Origin of the sequence: Stenotrophomonas sp. HMSC10F06, from assembly GCF_001807865.1 — a bacterium.
Lineage (GTDB): Bacteria > Pseudomonadota > Gammaproteobacteria > Xanthomonadales > Xanthomonadaceae > Stenotrophomonas > Stenotrophomonas bentonitica_A.
In genome coordinates, this window is record NZ_KV791268.1 from 1 (window position 1) to 18,263 (window position 18,263).

Annotated in this window: 15 protein-coding genes; 8 read left to right on the top strand and 7 right to left on the bottom strand. The window is 67.4% G+C overall.

Annotated features, from left to right (window positions below; all coding sequences use genetic code 11):
- Positions 1-60 precede the first annotated feature (60 nt).
- Together pdxY and HMPREF3113_RS08480 are read left to right on the top strand one after the other, a co-directional pair.
- On the top strand, positions 61-969 hold the full coding sequence (gene pdxY, locus HMPREF3113_RS08475; protein WP_019183153.1) for a pyridoxal kinase: 909 nt from the start codon (positions 61-63) through the stop codon (positions 967-969).
- Entirely contained in the window at positions 966-2,078 is a 1,113-nt protein-coding gene (locus tag HMPREF3113_RS08480; RefSeq protein WP_070471771.1) for a prephenate dehydrogenase, read from the top strand. The genes pdxY and HMPREF3113_RS08480 overlap by 4 nt, the downstream gene beginning before the upstream one ends.
- 147 nt (positions 2,079-2,225) lie before the next feature.
- Here HMPREF3113_RS08480 and HMPREF3113_RS08485 read toward each other — a convergent pair whose 3' ends face one another.
- From HMPREF3113_RS08485 to HMPREF3113_RS08505, 5 genes are all read right to left on the bottom strand, one after another.
- Positions 2,226-2,420, bottom strand: a complete 195-nt coding sequence (locus HMPREF3113_RS08485) for a hypothetical protein (protein ID WP_070427170.1) — start codon at positions 2,418-2,420, stop codon at positions 2,226-2,228.
- 67 nt (positions 2,421-2,487) lie between these two features.
- Positions 2,488-4,254, bottom strand: a complete 1,767-nt coding sequence (locus HMPREF3113_RS08490) for an ABC transporter transmembrane domain-containing protein (RefSeq protein ID WP_046272951.1) — start codon at positions 4,252-4,254, stop codon at positions 2,488-2,490.
- Positions 4,247-4,855 carry an IMPACT family protein gene (locus HMPREF3113_RS08495; RefSeq protein ID WP_083298753.1) on the bottom strand — a complete coding sequence of 203 codons (609 nt, stop codon included), beginning with the start codon at positions 4,853-4,855 and terminating at the stop codon, positions 4,247-4,249. The genes HMPREF3113_RS08490 and HMPREF3113_RS08495 overlap by 8 nt, the downstream gene beginning before the upstream one ends.
- Positions 4,856-4,899: 44 nt before the next feature.
- The gene (locus tag HMPREF3113_RS08500) at positions 4,900-5,880 is read right to left on the bottom strand and encodes a hypothetical protein (RefSeq protein WP_070471773.1); all 981 of its coding nucleotides are present in this window, start codon (positions 5,878-5,880) and stop codon (positions 4,900-4,902) included.
- Positions 5,877-6,431 (bottom strand): RNA polymerase sigma factor, encoded by a 555-nt coding sequence (locus tag HMPREF3113_RS08505; RefSeq protein ID WP_070471779.1) that lies wholly within the window; start codon positions 6,429-6,431, stop codon positions 5,877-5,879. The genes HMPREF3113_RS08500 and HMPREF3113_RS08505 overlap by 4 nt, the downstream gene beginning before the upstream one ends.
- A 203-nt stretch (positions 6,432-6,634) precedes the next feature.
- Here HMPREF3113_RS08505 and HMPREF3113_RS08510 point away from each other — a divergent pair, with 203 nt between their 5' ends.
- The gene (locus HMPREF3113_RS08510; RefSeq protein WP_070471774.1) at positions 6,635-9,517 is read left to right on the top strand and encodes an EAL domain-containing protein; all 2,883 of its coding nucleotides are present in this window, start codon (positions 6,635-6,637) and stop codon (positions 9,515-9,517) included.
- Positions 9,518-9,538: 21 nt separating this feature from the next.
- Here the strand turns inward: HMPREF3113_RS08510 and HMPREF3113_RS08515 are convergent, their stop codons facing one another.
- Positions 9,539-10,132 carry an LOG family protein gene (locus tag HMPREF3113_RS08515; RefSeq protein ID WP_070471775.1) on the bottom strand — a complete coding sequence of 198 codons (594 nt, stop codon included), beginning with the start codon at positions 10,130-10,132 and terminating at the stop codon, positions 9,539-9,541.
- A gap of 301 nt (positions 10,133-10,433) precedes the next feature.
- The gene (locus HMPREF3113_RS08520) at positions 10,434-11,930 is read right to left on the bottom strand and encodes an aminotransferase class III-fold pyridoxal phosphate-dependent enzyme (RefSeq protein WP_070471776.1); all 1,497 of its coding nucleotides are present in this window, start codon (positions 11,928-11,930) and stop codon (positions 10,434-10,436) included.
- 247 nt (positions 11,931-12,177) lie between these two features.
- On the opposite strand from HMPREF3113_RS08520, the gene queA reads away from it, so the two are divergent.
- The 5 genes from queA to secF all read left to right on the top strand — a co-directional run bounded on the left by queA (position 12,178) and on the right by secF (position 17,812).
- The gene (gene queA / locus HMPREF3113_RS08525) at positions 12,178-13,209 is read left to right on the top strand and encodes a tRNA preQ1(34) S-adenosylmethionine ribosyltransferase-isomerase QueA (RefSeq protein ID WP_070471777.1); all 1,032 of its coding nucleotides are present in this window, start codon (positions 12,178-12,180) and stop codon (positions 13,207-13,209) included.
- Between the two features lie 66 nt (positions 13,210-13,275).
- A complete protein-coding gene (gene tgt / locus HMPREF3113_RS08530; RefSeq protein WP_070471778.1) occupies positions 13,276-14,406 on the top strand; it encodes a tRNA guanosine(34) transglycosylase Tgt in 1,131 nt (376 codons plus the stop codon).
- A gap of 155 nt (positions 14,407-14,561) precedes the next feature.
- Entirely contained in the window at positions 14,562-14,906 is a 345-nt protein-coding gene (yajC, locus tag HMPREF3113_RS08535) for a preprotein translocase subunit YajC (protein WP_019183141.1), read from the top strand.
- A 58-nt stretch (positions 14,907-14,964) separates the two neighbouring features.
- Positions 14,965-16,818, top strand: a complete 1,854-nt coding sequence (gene secD / locus HMPREF3113_RS08540; RefSeq protein ID WP_070427176.1) for a protein translocase subunit SecD — start codon at positions 14,965-14,967, stop codon at positions 16,816-16,818.
- 19 nt (positions 16,819-16,837) lie between these two features.
- Positions 16,838-17,812 carry a protein translocase subunit SecF gene (gene secF, locus HMPREF3113_RS08545; RefSeq protein WP_019183139.1) on the top strand — a complete coding sequence of 325 codons (975 nt, stop codon included), beginning with the start codon at positions 16,838-16,840 and terminating at the stop codon, positions 17,810-17,812.
- The last annotated feature ends 451 nt before the right edge of the window (positions 17,813-18,263 follow it).

Genomic DNA, 18,263 nt, shown 5'->3' on the forward strand with positions numbered 1-18,263 from the left:
TGGATCGACAGCCACCCATGGGGTGGCTCTACCGGGCGGCGCCGGGCGTAAAATGTCGGCATGAACGAATCCCTCGAAAGCCACCTGGTCCACGGCCGCCGCCAGCGCCCGGACGGTCCGTCGCCGGTCGACGTCATCTCGGTCCAGTCGCAGCTGGTCTACGGCTATGCCGGCAACAGCGCTGCCGTGCCGCCGCTGCGCGCGCTGGGCGTGCGCGTGGCCGAAATCCCCACCACGCTGCTCAGCAACGCGCCGTTCTACGAGACCACGCGTGGCCGCGTGCTGCCCTCAGACTGGTTCGCCGACCTGCTCCTGGGTGCGGGCGAGCGCGGCCTGCCGCAACGCGCGCGGATGCTGGTTTCCGGTTACTTCGGCAGCGTCGGCAACGGTGCGGCCTTCGCCGATTGGCTCGATGCGGTGTTGCCGTCCTCGCCACAGCTGCGCTACTGCCTGGACCCGGTCATCGGCGACACCCATACGGGCCCTTACGTAGAGCCGGGCCTGGAAAAAGTGTTCGCCGAGCGTCTGCTTCCGCACGCCTGGCTGGTCACGCCCAATGCCTTCGAACTCGGCCGCCTCACGGGGATGCCGAGCCTGGCCCAGGACGATGCGATCGCCGCCTCGCAGGCCCTGCTCGCACGCGGTCCGGAATGGGTGCTGGCGCACAGCGTCGGCGGTGATCCGGGCCAGCTGGTCACGCTGGCGGTCAGCCGTGATGCCATCTGGCGCTGGTCCTCGCCGCATCTGCCGGTGGACGTGGCCGGGACGGGCGACGTGCTGATGTCGCTGCTGGTCGCCTTCCTGCTGCGTGGCGAAACCTTCGAACAGGCGATCTCGCGCGCCATCGCCGGCGTGCATGTCGCGCTGGAAACCACGCTGGCCAACGGCCACGAAGAGTTCGATGTGCTGGCCGCGGCGCCGGCGGCGCTGGCGCTGCCCGATCGTTTCGTTCCCGAGCGTCTGGCGTGAGTCTGACACCGGTGGTGGGCATCGTCGGCAGCGACGGTGCCTACGGGCGCTGGCTGCGCCGCTTCCTGGAACAACGTCTTGGGCTGGAGGTCATCGGGCATGACCCGGCCGATGCCGCATCGGACAGCCCGGAGACGCTGCTGGACCGCGCGGAGGTGTTGATCTTCTCCGCACCGATCCGGCACACGCCGGCGCTGATCGCCGACTATGCGGCGCGCTCTGCCGGTCGCGAAGCCGGTCGGTTGTGGCTGGATGTCACCTCGGTCAAATCCGCACCGGTGGAGGCGATGCTCGCCTCGCAGGCGGAGGTGGTGGGCCTGCACCCGATGACCGCACCGCCCAAGGCACCCACGCTCAAGGGCCGGGTGATGGTGGTCTGCGAGGCGCGCCTGTCGCAGTGGCAGCCGTTCGTGCAGCAGCTGTGCGACGCGCTGGAAGCCGAGTGCGTGCGCGCCACGCCGGATCACCACGACCAGGTCATGGCGCTGGTGCAGGCAATGGTGCATGCCACCCATCTGGCGCAGGCCGGCGTACTGCGCGAGTACGCGCCGATCCTGGGCGCCTTGCCGGCGTTGATGCCGTACCGTTCGGCCTCGTTCGAACTGGATACCGCGATCATCGCGCGCATCCTGTCGCTCAATCCGGCGATCTACGAAGACATCCAGTTCGGCAATCCGCACGTCGCACCGATGCTGGACCGCTTGCTGGCCCAGTTGCAGCAGCTTCGCGCGCAGCTGGAGCAGGGCGATGACGCGGCAAGGGCAGCGTTCCGACAGCAGCTGTTGCTGGATAATCGTGACAGCCTGGGAACCGGGGTGCTGGCCGATGGCAACTACACCTTCGAGCGGGTCGGGTACCTGCTCGCGGATCTGACCGAGCGCAATGCGATCAGCGTGCATCTGCCGGAAGACCGGCCGGGTTCCCTGCGCGAGCTGCTCCACGTGTTCGAGCGGCACCGGGTCAGCCTGGCGTCGATCCATTCCTCGCGCACGCCCGCCGGTGAGGTGCACTTCCGGGTGGGGTTCGTGGCGGGCAGCGACGCGTTGGCACTGCAGGCGGCCGCCATCGAGATCGATGCGTCCGGGATCGGCCGCGTGCTGGTGCGCTGACACGGTGCAGTGCAACATTCATCCACAGGGGGTGTGGATGATCTGCGCACAAACGTGTGGATAAGTGTGTTCGCGCCTTGCGCCAAAAGGCTGTCAAGATACTTGGTCAAAAAATGACCAACATCCGTGCAACTTTTTTGCCGGGCGTCAGGTGGTGAGGGTGAGCTCACCACCGGCGGTCCGGAACTGGCGACCGTCGCGGATCAGATGGCGGCCGTCGGCCAACTCATAGCGCGCCCCCTGGCTGTTGCCGGCGGGCGCATCGACCTGCTCGTCCTTGAACTCGATGATGACGTAGTCGTCGCCGTTGGCATCGGTGGCGGGAAACTGTCGGAACGACATGAAACACCTCCTGCAGCGCATCCAGTGAGGGCTGCAGGATGCGACGTCCGGTGTTACCGGCCCGTCATCAATCGATGAACTGCAGGCGCGCCAGTTCGGCGTAGAGACCGCCTTCGGCCAGCAGTTCGGCATGCGTGCCCTGGGCCACGATGCGACCGTGGTCCATCACCACGATGCGGTCGGCCTTGAGCACGGTGGCCAGGCGGTGCGCGATCACCAGCGTGGTGCGCCCGGCCATCAGGCGCTCCAGCGCCTGCTGCACGGCGCGCTCGCTCTGTGCATCCAGCGCGCTGGTGGCTTCGTCGAGCAACAGGATCGGCGCGTTCTTGAGCAGGGCGCGCGCGATCGCGATGCGCTGCTGCTGGCCGCCGGACAGGCGCGCACCGCGCTCGCCAAGCTCGCTGGCATACCCCTCGGGCAGTGCGCGCAGGAACTCATCGGCCTCGGCCGCTTCGGCCGCGCGCTGTACCTCTTCATCGGTCGCATCCAGGCGCCCGTAGCGGATGTTCTCGAACGCGCTGCTGGCAAACAGCGTCGGCTGCTGCGGCACCAGTGCCAGCTGCTCGCGCAGCTGCGCGGGGTCGACCTGGCGCAGGTCCACGCCGTCCACGAGGATGCGGCCGGCAGCCGGATCGTGGAAGCGCAGCAGCATCGACAGGATGGTGCTCTTGCCGGCGCCGGAGGGGCCGACCAGCGCGACCGTTTCACCCGGTCGCACGTGCAGGTCCACATGATCCAGGGCGGCCGTATCCGGGCGCTGCGGGTAATGGAACACCACCTCCTCGAACCGGATCTCGCCGCGCAGTGGCTGCGGCAACGCGGTGGGATTGGCGGGGGCGGTGATCTCGACCTCTTCCTGCAGCAGCTCGGCAATCCGGCCCATGCCACCGGAGGCACGCTGCAGTTCGTTCCAGACTTCGGCCAGTGCGCCGACCGAGCCGCCGCCGATCAGCGCGTACAGCACGAACTGGCCCAGGGTGCCGGCACTCATGTTGCCGTCGATCACCTCGTGCGCGCCCAACCACAGCACGCCGACGATCGCGCCGAATACCAGCACGATGGCGCTGGCGGTGACGATCGATTGTGCGCGGATGCGCCGGCGTGCGGCACCGATGGCATCGCTGAGGGCGGCGTTGAAGCGGCCACGTTCATAGGGCTCGCGCGCGTGCGCCTGCACGGTGCGTACCGCGCCCAGGGTTTCCGAAGCCAGGCTGTTGGCATCGGCGATGCGGTCCTGGCTGGCGCGCGCGATGCTGCGCAGGCGGCGGGCGCCAATGATGATCGGCAGCACCGCCAGCGGAATGCCGACCAGCGACCAGGCCGCCAGGTGGGGGCTGGTCACGAACAGCATCACCAGGCTGCCGATCACGGTGACGCTGCTGCGCAGGGCCACCGACATGGTCGAGCCGATCACGCTGCGCAGCAGTTCGCTGTCGGCGGTCAGGCGCGAGACCAGCTCGCCGCTGCGGCTGCGGTCATGGAAGCCGGCGCCCAGGGTGATCAGGTGCGCGTACAGGCGGCTGCGCAGGTCGGCGACGACCTTTTCCCCCAGCAGGGAGACGAAGAAAAAGCGAGCGGCCGTGGCCAGCGCCAGCACCACCGCGACCAGGAACAGCAGGGCAAAGGCCTTGTTGATCTGGCCCCCACTGTTGAAGCCGTGGTCGATCATCTGGCGGACCGCGACCGGCAGGCTCAGCGTAGCCACCGAGGACACGGCCAGGGCCACCAGCCAGGCGCTGAACAGCCCGACATGGCGGCGCACGAATGGCCACAGCGTGTTCAAGCTGCCCAAGCGGCGCATCGGCGTGTCTTGCGGAGCGGGTGCGTCAGTCATTCGATGGGCCTGGTTCGATGCGGGATTCAATACGGACACGATCACGAGTGGCGTCGCGGAGGCGGTTTTTCAACAGCTCGACCTGATCGGCCGGCAAGCGCAGGTGCAGGTTCACGCCGTCGGCGGTGAAGGCTTCGCCCACTTTTTCGGCCAGATGCGCGCCCAGCGCGGCATGCAGCGGGCCCAGATCTTCGAAGCCGGCGTGCACATCCAGTTCGGCCATGGCGATCAGAGGCAGCCGTGGCGCGACCCGCAGGCACTCGGCGGCGGTACCGCCGTAGGCGCGCACCAAGCCGCCCGCGCCGAGCTTGATGCCGCCGTACCAGCGGGTGACCACGACCATCACCCGGTCGAAGCCCTGGCCATCGATCGCCGCCAGGATCGGGCGGCCGGCGGTGCCAGCGGGCTCGCCGTCGTCGCTGGAACGGTAGTCGTTGCCGTAGCGATAGGCCCAGCAGTTGTGGGTGGCATCCACGACGGCAACCTGCTGCAGGAATTCCAGCGCGGCGGCCACGTGTGGAATCGGCGCGGCATGGGCGATGAAGCGGCTGTGCTTGATGTCCAGGCTGTGGCGGACGGTGGTGGCGAGCGTATCGGGCATTCCCACCATTCTAGTGGGGATGCCCGTTCACCGTGCGCGCAGCGTCAGTTCTCGAGCAGCTGGCGCAGATCGCGCGGGATGCGCACTTCCGGGTATTGCTGGAGGTAGCGTTCCAGACTGGCACGCGCGGTATCCACGTCACCGGCATCGCGACGCTCGCGGATGCGCTTGAGCCACTGTTTGCGCGGCAGGCCGGCGTCGGCCGCGACGGCCTGATGCAGGGCGCGCACGGCGTCGTCTGCCGAGGCGGGTACCGCCATCGGCGCGGCCGCACGACGCATCACGCCAGGCGCGCTGGGCGCGGGCTTGGCCGGTGCGGCGCTCGTGGAGGCGGCGCGCGGCGCTTTGCGCTCGAGGGTGGAGCCGGTCACCACGACACGGTCCAGCGCCGGTTCTGCCGCCTCCATCGCATAGGAGGTGGCCGCTTCGGGCGCCGGGGCCGACATCATCGGTGCCGGCGCCTGCACCGGGGCCGGGGCGGGCGGTACAGGCGCGGCGATGGCTTCCGGGCGCGGCGCTGCGACGCGCCGTGCGCGTTCGGGTGCCGGCGGCGCGGCGGCTGGAGCAGGTGTGGGGTGTGCCGGGGCCTGTGCCTGGGGCTTGGCCGCGCGCTGCTGCTGCACCACCGGCGGTGCCGCGTCAGGCGGTGGCGGAGACGGCGCGGCATCCATCGCCGGTGCAGCGTCGGTGACTGCGGCGCTCGAGGCCGGGGCAGCGACCGGCTCGGCCAGAGGGGGCGCGGGCGGGTCGTCGGGCTTGAGCTGCCACGCGATGCCCACCGCGAAGATCACCGAGGCGGCCAGCCCGAACGCCGCCGGAAGCCGCGAGCGCGGGCGCCGCGAACGGCGGGGCGCATCGGGCGGGAGCTTCCAGGTGGCCGCATCGGCCGCCGGTGCTTCCACGGCGGTGCGCGCGGCCGCCAGCACGGCCTCGTCGATCGCCGGCGCGGGCCCGGTGGCACTGGGCCGGCCCAGCAGCCGGGCCAGTTCGCGTTCTTCAGGGGTCAGCGGATCCGGGCGGTTCATACGGTCAACCCCACACGGAGTTTATCCATGGCATAGCGCAGCCGCGATTTGACGGTCTCGCGGCCGACCCCGGTGATCTCGGCAATCTCTTCCAGGCTCAGTTCCTGTTCCAGGCGCAACTGCAGGACCTCGCGCTGCTCGGGCGGCAACTGCTCCATCGCCAGCTGCAGTTGGCGGCGCTGTTCGAATTCGGACAGCTGGGATTCGGGGGTGCGCGCATCGGTGATCGCCGCGACCCGCTCATCGGCGTCGATCGGGGCCGACGGCCGGTGCCTGGCCGCACGCCAGTGGGCATTGAGGCGGTTGTGGGCGATCCGGAATAGCCAGGTGGTAAAGGCGGCCTCGGGCTGCCAGCCGGCCCGCGCGGCGATCACCCGCTGCCAGACATCCTGGAACATCTCATCGGCCAACGCGCCATCGCGCAGCTGGCGCAGCAGGAAGCTGTACAGACGGCTGCGATGACGGCCATACAGCGCCTCGAACGCACGCAGGTCGCCGCCGGCCCAGGCCAGCATCAGCGCTTCATCAGTCGGCAGGGCAAGGGCGTCCACGGCCGACAGAGTAAGCGCTGCGGGGGTGTTCGCATAGTCGATGGGGCGCCGGGCGGCGGAACGGGTTGGCATGGCGATGACCTGGGGCACAGGATCAAGAACGTCCAGCAACGCCGGACGGGGTTGAGACGCTTCCATTGCCCCCCGGTCCGCGCGTTATGCTCGCAGGACAGGGGAGGTGCCGGGCAGCCGGCGCCCGAGAGATGAGCGACGTGTCCAGCCAGATGGTGACCTCTTCAGTGCAACGCGACGGTGATGCGGTGATTCCTGCCGCGGTCGCCACGGCGTTGTGCGCCCAGTTGCCGGCGGGCGCAGCGGTCGCCCTGGCTTGGTCGGACCCGGTGCTGGGCGAGGGCCGCCACGGCCACCCGGAAGGCGGCGCCGCAGGGCCCGGTCCCACCGCTCCGCGGCAGCAGGCGGCATCGGCGCGGCTGGCCCTGCAGCAATGCTGGCACCATGGCGGCTCGGAACTGACCCTGGACGTGTCACTGGCCGGCGATACGCCGCCACCGGACAGCTGGTGGACGGCCGCGCGCTGCCTGTTCCAGAGCACCGTGCTGCTGGCCCGGCAGCGGCGCGAGATCGCCTCGCTGGAAGACTCCAAGCGCCTGCAGCAGGCACTGTATGAAATCGCCGATCTGGCCGGTGCCGATCTGGAAATGGCCGAGATGCTGCGCCACTTCCACCGCGTGCTCAATTCCCTGATGTATGCGCAGAACTGCTTCATCGTTGAGTACGACGACGTTCGCCACCGGGTCCGCTTCCTGTACTTCGCCGATCAGAAAGATGATTTCGTCGCCGACCCGGACCGCAGCTACGAAGAACACGAAATGCCGCGCAGCCTAACCTTCGCGCTATTGCGGCATGGCGAGCCATTGAGTGGGCCCTCGCGCGAGCTGCTGGCCATCCTCGATGACGAACACGACCCCGAGCGTGGGCCCGAGAGCCTGGACTGGCTGGGCGTGCCGATGCTGCGCGACGGGCGCGTATGCGGTGCGATCGTGGTGCAGAGCTACGAGCATCGCGCGCGCTATGGCGAGGCCGACCGCACGCTGCTGGGCTATGTCGCCCAGCACATCCTGACCGCGATGGACCGGCGCCAGGCGCAGGTACAGCTGGAGCGGCAGGTGGAGCGCCGCACGGTCGAGCTGCAGCGCGCCAACCGCAACCTGCAGGAGGAGGTGGTCGAACGCCGCCGCGCTGAGAAACTGCAGATGGCGCTGTTCAACATCGCCGAGCTGGCGATGAGCGCCGAGTCGCTGTCGCAGTACTACGGCCAGGTGCATGGCGTCGTCGGCACGCTGCTGGATGCGCGCAATTTCTATATCGCCCTGGTCAACGAAAAAGGTGACGGGCTGGAGTTCGTCTACTCGGTGGACGAGTACAACCCGTCGCGAGCACCGCGGCCCTTCAGTGATGGCTTGACCGAATTCATCGTGCGCAACCGCCAGCCGCTGCTGGCCACCCGCGAGCGCATCGATGCGCTGCGCGAGAGTGGGGTGGTGCGCGAGTTCGGCGCGCGTTCGAACTGCTGGCTGGGCGTGCCGTTGCTGAGCGATGACGATGTGGTCGGCGTGATCGTGGTGCAGAGTTATTCGCCGGAGGTGGTGTTCACCGTGCACGATCAGCGGCTGCTGACCTTCGTGGCGCAGAACATCGGCAACGGGCTGGCGCGCCAGCGCGACCAGGAGCGGTTGCGCAATGCGCATGCTGATCTGGAAAGGCGCGTGGACGAGCGCACCCGCGAGCTGGCCGACGTCAACGACAAGCTGCTGGGCCAGATCGGCGAGCGCCTGCGCGCTGAGCAGCGCCTCACCCATCAGGCCATGCATGATGCGCTGACCGGACTGCCCAATCGCCTGCATCTGCTGGACCGGCTGGAAGATGCGATCGCACGTGCGCGCGCCAGCGAGGGACAGGGCTTTGCGGTGCTGTTCCTGGATCTGGACCGCTTCAAGCTGGTCAATGACAGCATCGGCCATGCCGCGGGTGATCAGATGCTGGTCGAGGTGGCCAAGCGCATCGTCTCGATGATCTCCGCACAGGATGTGGTCGCCCGGCTGGGCGGGGATGAGTTCGCGATCCTGCTCCAGTGCGGCGATGGCCTGGCCTCGGCGCTGGAGTTCTCACAGCGCATGCTGGTGGCGCTGGAAGAATCGATGTGGGTGAAGGGGCGCGAACTGTTCCCCTCCGGCAGCCTCGGCATCGCCATGTGGAACCCCCGCTACCGCAACGGCGAAGAGCTGGTGCGCGATGCGGATGCGGCGATGTACCGCGCCAAGGCGCAGGGCAATGATCGCTGTGCGGTGTTCGATGAGGCGATGCGCGAGCAGGCCCTGCGCAGCTTGGACCTGGAGGCGGACCTGCGCCGGGCCATCATCAACCGCGATTTCATGCCGTTCTATCAGCCGATCGTGCGGCTCAGCGATGGTGAGCTGGTTGGCCACGAAGCGCTGTTGCGCTGGCAGCACGAGCGCCGCGGGTTGCTGCTGCCCAGCGCCTTCCTGGACCTGGGGGAAGAAAGTGGCCTGATCGAACAGGTGGACTGGCTGCTGTACGAGCAGGTGATCACCCAGCTTGCGCGTGGCGGCCGTGGGTATCTGTCCGTCAATGTGTCCCCGCGGCACTTCCGCTCGGCCGATTTCAGCACGCGCCTGTTCGGCCTGATCGAAGCGGCCGGCGCCGATCCGCACCGGCTGCGGCTGGAGATCACCGAGGTGGCGCTGCTGGATGACGGCCCGCGCACGCTGCGCATCCTGCAGACCCTGCGCGAGCGCGGCGTGCTGGTGCAGCTGGATGATTTCGGCACCGGCTTCTCGGCGCTGTCCTACCTGCATCGCTTCCCGATCTCGACGCTGAAGATCGATCAATCGTTCATCGCCGGCCTGCACGGGCAGGACATGCAGAGCACGCACGCGCTGGTGCAGGGCGTGCTGTCGCTGGCACGCACGCTGGGCATCGAAACGGTGGGCGAGGGGATCGAGACCCAGGCCCAGCACGACACGTTGCTGCAGCTGGGGTGCGATTACGGCCAGGGCTATCTGCTGGGCCGGCCGGCCCCGATGGCGACCACCGCGACGGCCTGAACCGTCGCGGCAGCACAGGGATCAACGCAGCGCGTTGGCCCGCTTCTCGTCGATCCACTTGGAGGCCTGCGCCGGCTCGTAGGCGCGCATCCAGGCAAGCATTTCATCGATGTCCGAGCCGTACCACAGGTCCGCGCGCTGGGCCGGGTGCAGGAAGCGCTCTTCGACCATGCGATCGATCATGCCGATCAGCGGGGCGTAGAAGCCATCCACATCCAGGAACGCGCAGGGCTTGTTGCCGATGCCCAGCTGGCGCCAGGTCAGCATTTCGAAGATTTCTTCCATCGTGCCGAAGCCACCGGGCAGGGCCACGAACGCATCGGACAGATCGAACATGCGCGACTTGCGCTCGTGCATCGAACCGACGATTTCCAGTTCGGTCAGGCCGCGGTGGGCCACTTCCCAATCCGCCAGCTGCTGCGGGATCACGCCGGTGACTTCGCCGCCACCTGCAAGCACGGAATTGGCCACGGTACCCATCAGGCCGACGTTGCCGCCGCCGTATACCAGGCGCAGGCCATCCCGGGCGATCCGGTCACCCAGCGCGATGGCGCGCTCGGTGTAGACCGGCTTGCTGCCGGGGTTGGAACCACAGTAAACGCAAATCGACTTCATTGGATCTTCCTGTGTTCAGAAACTGACGCGGCGGAAACGAAAAAGCCCCGCCGATGACCAGTGTTCCGGTCTCGTGACGGGGTGTCGTTCCGCGGATGCGGGCGGTGATTATCGCGCGTTATGGGCGGGGAGGCCAATCGGGGCCGGGGGATGGTGGCTGGGTAATGGTCGCTCTGCCGGATTTGTGGAAGCCGACCAACGGTCGGCTCTACCCGGGTTGATGGGAGCCGACCAACGGTCGGCTCTACCGGGTTCGTGGCGGCCGACCAACGGTCGGCTGCCGTTGTCCGTACCGCCGGCCTCAGGCCGCCTGCGACTGCTCGCGGCGCGGGCCTTCCTTCAGCGCCCGGCCCACCAGCCCGACCAGCAGGTCCAGCTCTTCGCCGTCCATGCCGAAATGCGGGGTGAACCGCAGCGAGTTCTCGCCGCCGTGGATCACGTTGATGCCGTGGTTGCGCAGCCATTCCTCGGTGGAGCCGGCGCCGTAGCACTTGAACTGCGGTGCCAGCTCGCAGGAGAACAGCAGGCCGGTGCCCTGGACCTTGGTGATCAGCCCGCCCAGCTCGGTCTTGAGCTGTTCCAGCTTGCGCACCGCTTCCTCGCCACGCACGCGGATGTTCTCGCGCACCTGCGGGGTCAGCAGCGACAGCGTGGCGCAGGCCACGTCCAGTGCCCGCGGGTTGGAGGTCATGGTGTTGCCGTAGATGCCCTTGCGATACAGCTGCGCCGCATGCTCGGTCACGGCCAGCACCGAGAGCGGGAACTGGGCCGCATTGAGCGCCTTGGAATAGGTTTCCATGTCCGGCACATCCAGGCCTTCGAAGCCCGGGTAATCCACGATCGAGAGCACGCCGTGCGCGCGCAGGCCGGCCTGGATCGAGTCGAGCAGCAGCAGGCTGCCGTGCTGGCGGGTCAGCTCACGGGCCAGCGCATAGAACGACGGCGGCACCGAACGGCCCGGGTCGCCTTCGCCCATCACCGGCTCCAGGAAGATCGCCTCGATGAACCAATGGTTCTGCTCGGCCTCGGCAAACACGCGCTTGAGTGCGTCTTCGTCGTACGGCGCGATCGCGATCACGCTGTCTTCGCCCCGGTAGCTGGCCAGGTGCTGCATGTAGGTCTTGCGGCTGGAATCGGAATACAGGCCCGGGCGGTCGGTGCGGCCGTGGAAGCTGCCCTTCACCACCACGCGCTTGATCCTGGCGCCAGCGTGGCGGGCCCCCGGATCGGTCTGCAGCTTGGCGTTGACGTCGGCGATGCGGGCGGCCAGGCCGACCGCTTCGGAGCCGGAATTGAGGCACATGAAGTGGCTGTACGGGCACCCACCGCGGCGGTGGCCGATCTCCTTGCGCAGGGCCTGGATGAAGCGCTGCTGGGACAGGCTGGGGGTCATCACATTGGCCATCACCTGCGGGGCCGCCATGGCGTCCATCACCGCTTCGGGGGTGTGGCCAAAGCCCAGCATGCCGTAGCCGCCGGCGTCGTACAGCACCGCGCCCTTCAGCGTGACCACCCATGCGCCACGGGCGGCCAGGGCGACGTACGGGGTGACCGCATCGTCGGCATAGAAGTTGACGAAGCCGTCCTGCATCGCATCGATCTGGGCGCGCTCGTCCAGGGCCAGCAGGTCGCCCAGATCGGCGCGCACGCGCTCGAACTCAGTGGCGGCGGCGTCGATGGCGGCGACCAGCGCGGGGTGGCCGGCGGCGAGGCGTTCGAGGGTGGCGTCATCCAGGCCGGTGGTGAGGCGGGTGCCCGGCTGGGCGCGGAGTGGGGCAAGACGTTCGATGAAGCTCATTGCAGATCTCCTGAAACGATGGCGGCACGGCGGAAAAGCAAAACGCGCGTCTATTCGCGCGCGCTTCGGGCATTCCTGCTCGTGCATCAGACTTCCGGCTCGATGCTAGCACGCGGTTTTTCGCGCGATAACCCCGCCAAAAACTGTTGCAAAGCAGCATTTTGCGCGACGTTCGCGCAAGGCTGGGTTGCTACCGGGAGCCAGTCGTACAATGGCCGACATTGCCTACACGTTGCCGTGCGCTCCCTTGAAGAAGTCCGATTTCAACTACGACCTGCCGCCTGAACTGATTGCCCAGGCTCCGCTCGCCGAGCGTTCGGCCAGCCGCCTGATGGTGGTGCCGCCGGCCCCGGCCGCCTTCGATCACCGCCAGGTGCGCGACCTGCCCGAGCTGCTGCGGGAAGGCGACCTGATGGTGTTCAACGATACCCGGGTGATCCCGGCGCGCCTGTTCGGCCAGAAGGCCAGCGGGGGCCGTGTCGAAATCCTGATCGAGCGCCTGCTCGGTGGCCAGCAGGCGCGGGCCCAGGTCGGCGCCAGCAAGTCGCCCAAGCCGGGCAGCCGCATTGCCCTGGATGCCGGTGGCGAGGCCGAAGTGCTGGGGCGCGACGGCGAGTTCTACGTGCTGCAGTTCCACGTGCCCGAGGCGCTGGAGCAGTGGCTGCTGCACGCCGGCCGGCTGCCGTTGCCGCCTTACATCCAGCGCGAGCCGGGCGTGGACGACCGCGAGCGTTACCAGACGGTCTTTGCCCGCGAGATCGGCGCGGTGGCGGCCCCGACCGCCGGCCTGCACTTCGATGAGGCCCTGCTGGCCACGTTGAAGGAAAAGGGCGTGGAGTTCGGCCATGTGACCCTGCACGTGGGCGCGGGCACCTTCCAGCCGGTCCGCGTGGACGATCTGACCGACCACGTGATGCACCGCGAATGGCTGAACGTCGGCGCCGGACTGGTGCAGCAGGTGCGCCGCACCCGGGCCGCGGGTGGCCGGGTGATCGGCGTCGGCACCACGGTGGTGCGGGCCCTGGAAAGCGCCATGCGCGACGGCGAGCTGCTGCCGTACGCTGGTGAAACCCAGATCTTCATCACCCCCGGCTACCGGATCCGCAGCGTGGACGCGATGGTGACCAACTTCCATCTGCCGGAAAGCACGCTGCTGATGATGATTTCCGCCTTTGCCGGCAAGGACCGCGTATTCGAGGCCTATCAGGCGGCGATCGCGGAGAAGTACCGCTTCTTCAGCTATGGCGATGCGATGCTGCTGTTCCCGCAGGGCGAATAACTGGGGCGGGGCAGGCGCGGCCGTTTTCGGCGACAATGGCAGACTATCTGCCCGAATGACCGCTCCATGTCCCGACTCCAGTTCCAGCTCCAGACCACCGACGGTCGCGCCCGCCGCGGCCGCCTGACCTTCCCGCGCGGGACCGTGGAAACCCCGGCCTTCATGCCGGTGGGCACCTATGGCTCGGTGAAGGGCATCCTGCCGGAGCAGATCCGCGCGCTGGGTGCGGAGATCATCCTCGGCAATACCTTCCATCTGTACCTGCGCCCGGGCCTGGACGTGATCGCCGACCACGGCGGCCTGCACGGCTTCGCGCGCTGGAATGGCCCGATCCTGACCGACTCCGGCGGTTTCCAGGTGTTCTCGCTGGCCCACCGCCGCAAGATCACCGAGCAGGGCGTGACCTTCTCCTCGCCGACAGACGGGGCCCGTGTGTTCCTGGGTCCGGAAGAGAGCATGCGCATCCAGAAGGTGCTCGATTCGGACGTGGTGATGATCTTCGACGAGTGCACCCCGTACCCGGCCACCGAGCCGGTCGCGCGCACCTCGATGGAGCTCAGCCTGCGCTGGGCCCAGCGCAGCCGCAACGCGCACGATGAACTGGGCAATGACGCAGCGCTGTTCGGCATCGTCCAGGGCGGTGTCCATCACGACCTGCGCAGCCGCTCGGCCGAAGGCCTGCAGCAGATCGGCTTTGACGGGTACGCCATCGGTGGCCTGGCCGTGGGCGAGCCCGAGCACGAGCGCAACGCCATGCTCGACCACATGCACCCGATCCTGCCGGCCGACCGCCCGCGCTACCTGATGGGCGTGGGCCGCCCGGAAGATCTGGTCGAAGGCGTCGCCCGTGGCGTGGACATGTTCGATTGCGTGATGCCGACCCGCAACGCCCGCAACGGCCACTATTTCACCTCGTTCGGCACCGTGCGCATCCGCAACGCCCGCTACGAGCGCGACATGGACACCATCGAGCCGGGCTGCGGCTGCCACGCCTGCACCAGCGGTTACACGCGCTCCTACCTGCGCCACCTGGACCGCTGCAACGAGATGCTGGCGCCCATGCTGGGCACCATCCACAACCTCTATTACTACGAGAAGTTGATGGCCGACATGCGCGAGGCGATCGCGGCGGGAACCTTTGCCGCCTTCCGCGAGTCTTTCTACGCGGCCCGTGGTGCGATCACGCCCGCGCTGTAAAGTGACCCCGGCCGGCCGCTCCGGCGCGCCGACCCTGCCAAACGGCCCAAGGACGAACTCCCGGGGCCATGGCATACTTCGAGGCTGACCCCCGTTTCGCGGCGACACCCTGACCCTCAAAGGGGGCGGGGCGCCTCCCAACCCAAGGACACACTATGAACCTGCTCGCCTTCCTGATCCCCACCGCCAACGCCCAGGCCGCCGGTGGCCAGCCGCAGGGCATGGGTCTGACCACCCTGCTGTTCCCGATCATCCTGATCGCGATCATGTACTTCCTGATGATCCGCCCGCAGATGAAGCGCCAGAAGGAACACAAGGCCATGCTGGAGAAGGTCAAGCGCGGTGACGAAGTGCTGACCAACGGCGGCATCGCCGGCGTGGTCACCGACATCGGCGACAACTTCATCACCATCGAAGTGGCCGAAAACGTGCGCATCCGCGTGCAGAAGGGCGCCGTGGGCAATGTGCTGCCGACCGGCACGCTGAAGTCGGCCAACTGATCCACCTCCTTTCCGTTCAACCGCGGTGCCGGGACGGGCACCGCGCGGGACCCAAGCAATGCTCGAATTTCCACGCTGGAAGTATTTCCTCATCCTGATCGTGCTGGCGGTCAGTGCGTTGTACGCGCTGCCCAACATCTACCAGAAGGACCCTGCCGTGCAGATCACCGCCAACCGTGGCGGGCAGATCGACGACGCCCTGCGCGACCGTGTGCTGGGTGACCTCAAGCAGGCCGGCGTGGAGCCGCTGTCGGTGGCCAAGGAAGGCGACAGCCTGATCGTGCGCCTGCCGACGCTGCAGGCGCAGACCGCCGCCAACGACGCCCTGCGCGACGAGATGGGCGAGGACTACGTGGTTGCCCTGAACCTGGCTTCCACCGTGCCGGACTGGCTGAGCGACCTGGGCGCCAAGCCGATGGTGCTGGGTCTGGATCTGCAGGGCGGCGTCCACTTCGTGCTGCAGGTCGACCAGAAGGCGGCACTGGACAAGCGTCTGGACGCCTACGCCGAAGACGTGCGCACCAGCCTGCGCGATGCCCGCATCGCCTACCAGTCCGTCGAACGTCGTGGCGACAACACCATCGTGGCCACCATCAGCCCGTCTGCCGGTGCCGATGCGGCCGCGCGTGCCCGCGAGGTCATGGTCAAGGCGCAGCCGACGCTGGGCTATGAGGTGGCGGGCAACCGCATCACCGTCAGCATGCCGGAGACGGAGCTGACCGCGATCGCCAATGGCGCCATCGAACAGAACGTCAACACGCTGCGCAACCGCGTCAACCAGTTGGGCGTGGCCGAGCCGATCATCCAGCGCCAGGGTGCCGACCGCGTGGTCGTGCAGCTGCCCGGCGTGCAGGACACCGCCGAAGCCAAGCGCATGATCGGTGCCACCGCGACGCTGGAATACCGCGCCGTGGTTGAAGGCAACGCCCAGGACGCGATCGCCAGCGGCCGCATCCCGCCGGAGGCCAAGGTCTACCAGCAGCGCGACAACCGCGGCCCGATCCTGCTCAACAAGCGCGTGATCGTGACCGGTGACCAGATGGTCGCCGCGCAGGCCACCACCGACCAGAACGGTTCGGCAGCAGTGAGCGTGACGCTGAACAACGTCGGCGGCCAGCGCATGTTCGACTTCACCAGCGCCAACGTGAACAAGCCGATGGCGGTGGTCTACACCGAGCGCATCCCGACCGTGAACGTGGTCGACGGCAAGGAAGTGCGCAGCTTCCGCGTCAAGGAAGAGGTGATCTCGGTCGCCAACATCAACGGCGTGTTCGGCAAGAACTTCCAGACCACCGGCCTGGACAAGCTCGAGGCGGACAACCTGGCCAAGCTGCTGAAATCCGGCTCGCTGGCCGCGCCGATGGACTTTGTTGAAGAACGCATCGTCGGCCCGAGCCTGGGTGCGGAGAACGTCGAGCGCGGCGTGACCGCGGTCGGCTTCGCGTTCCTGTTCACCTTGGTCTTCTTCACCGTGTACTACCGGATGTTCGGCGTGATCACCTCGGTGGCGATGCTGTTCAACCTGCTGATCGTGGTGGCGGTGATGTCGCTGTTCGGTGCGACGATGACGCTGCCCGGCTTCGCCGGCCTGGCGCTGTCGATCGGCCTGTCGGTCGACGCCAACGTGCTGATCAACGAACGTATCCGTGAAGAGCTGCGGGCCGGCATGCCGCCCAAGGCGGCCATCGTGGCCGGTTACGAGAAGGCTTCCGGGACCATCCTGGACGCCAACCTCACCGGCATCCTGGCGGGTGTGGCGTTGTATGCGTTCGGTACCGGCCCGCTGAAGGGCTTCGCCGTGACCATGATCGTCGGCATCCTGGCCTCCATGTTCACTGCAATCACCGTCTCGCGTGCCCTTGCCGTGCTGGTTTACAGCCGCCGCAAGAAGCTCAAGACCCTGGCCATCTGACGGGAAGCGAATAGAAACCATGAAACTTTTCCCGTTGCATCTGATCCCGAACGACACCAAGTTCGACTTCATGCGCACCCGTTGGGTGGCTGTCTCGCTGGCTGCCCTGGTGTTCATTGCCGCCATCGGCTGCATTGCCTTCAAGGGCTTCAACTACGCGCTGGACTTCACCGGCGGCACCGTGGTCGAAGTGCGCTTCGACAAGCCGGCTGACGTCGATGCCGTGCGTGAGCATCTGGAAGGCGCCGGCTATGCCGGTGCCCAGGTGCAGAGCTTCGGCAGCGGCAGCAACCTGCTGATCCGCCTGCAGCCGCAGGAAATGGCCGAAGGCGAGAACGCCGGTGAAGCCAACAACCGCACCGCCGAAGCCGTGCAGAAGGCGATCTCGATGGAGGGCAACCAGGCCGCCATCGTCGGCGCCGAGTTCGTCGGCCCGCAGGTGGGTAAAGAGCTGGCCCTGAACGGCCTGTACGCGGCGCTGTTCGTGTTGATCGGCTTCCTGATCTACATCGGTTTCCGCTTTGAGTGGAAGTTCGCGATGGTGGCGATCATCACCACGCTGTTCGACGTGCTGGTGGTGGCGGGCTACTTCTCGCTGAGTGGCCGCGAGTTCGATCTGACCGTGCTGGCCGGCCTGCTGTCGGTGATGGGCTTCTCGATCAACGACACCATCGTGGTGTTCGACCGCGTGCGTGAAAACTTCCGCAGCCTGCGCGTCGAGCCGCTGGAAGTGATGAACCGTTCGATCAACCAGACGCTGTCGCGCACGATCATCACCTCGCTGGTGTTCTTCCTGTCGGTGCTGGCGCTGTACCTGTACGGCGGTGGTTCGCTGGAAGGGCTGGCGCTGAGCCAGATGATCGGTGCGGTGATCGGTACGCTGTCGTCGATCTTCATCGCCTGCCCGCTGCTGACGATGGGCGCACTGGCGGTGACCAAGCAGGATCTGCTGCCGAAGGCCAAGGACGTGGAAGCGCTGGAGCGTCGTCCGTAAGGTTTCTGGTGGTGTGAAACATCTGAAAGGCCGCGCATTGCGCGGCCTTTCTTTTTGTTCAGGGCCAGCGCCAGAGTTAGAGCCGGAGCCAGAGCCAGAGCGGCGCCTTGGATGTTCACTATTGGAGGGCGACGGATAGCGCTGTGCTGGACCCGCCGTAAACCCATCCCTGGGGGCTCGTGAGCGCCATCCATGGCGCTCCAACGGTCCTGCACATCGCTATCCGTCACCCTCCAGACAGGGGGCTGGATGGCGGTCGGTAAGGCAGAGCGAAGCAAAGCAAAGCAAATCAACGGCATCCGCGCGTGGCGTGGATCAACCTTGGGCGTGACCGCTGTCATCGCAGACGCCGGTTCGTACGCGCGATCGTGGAGAGGTCGCTGTCGTCCAATGCACTCGTCACAGCGTCAGGTGTGGCAGGTAGCAACTGTGTTGCTGGAGGAGCTTCAGC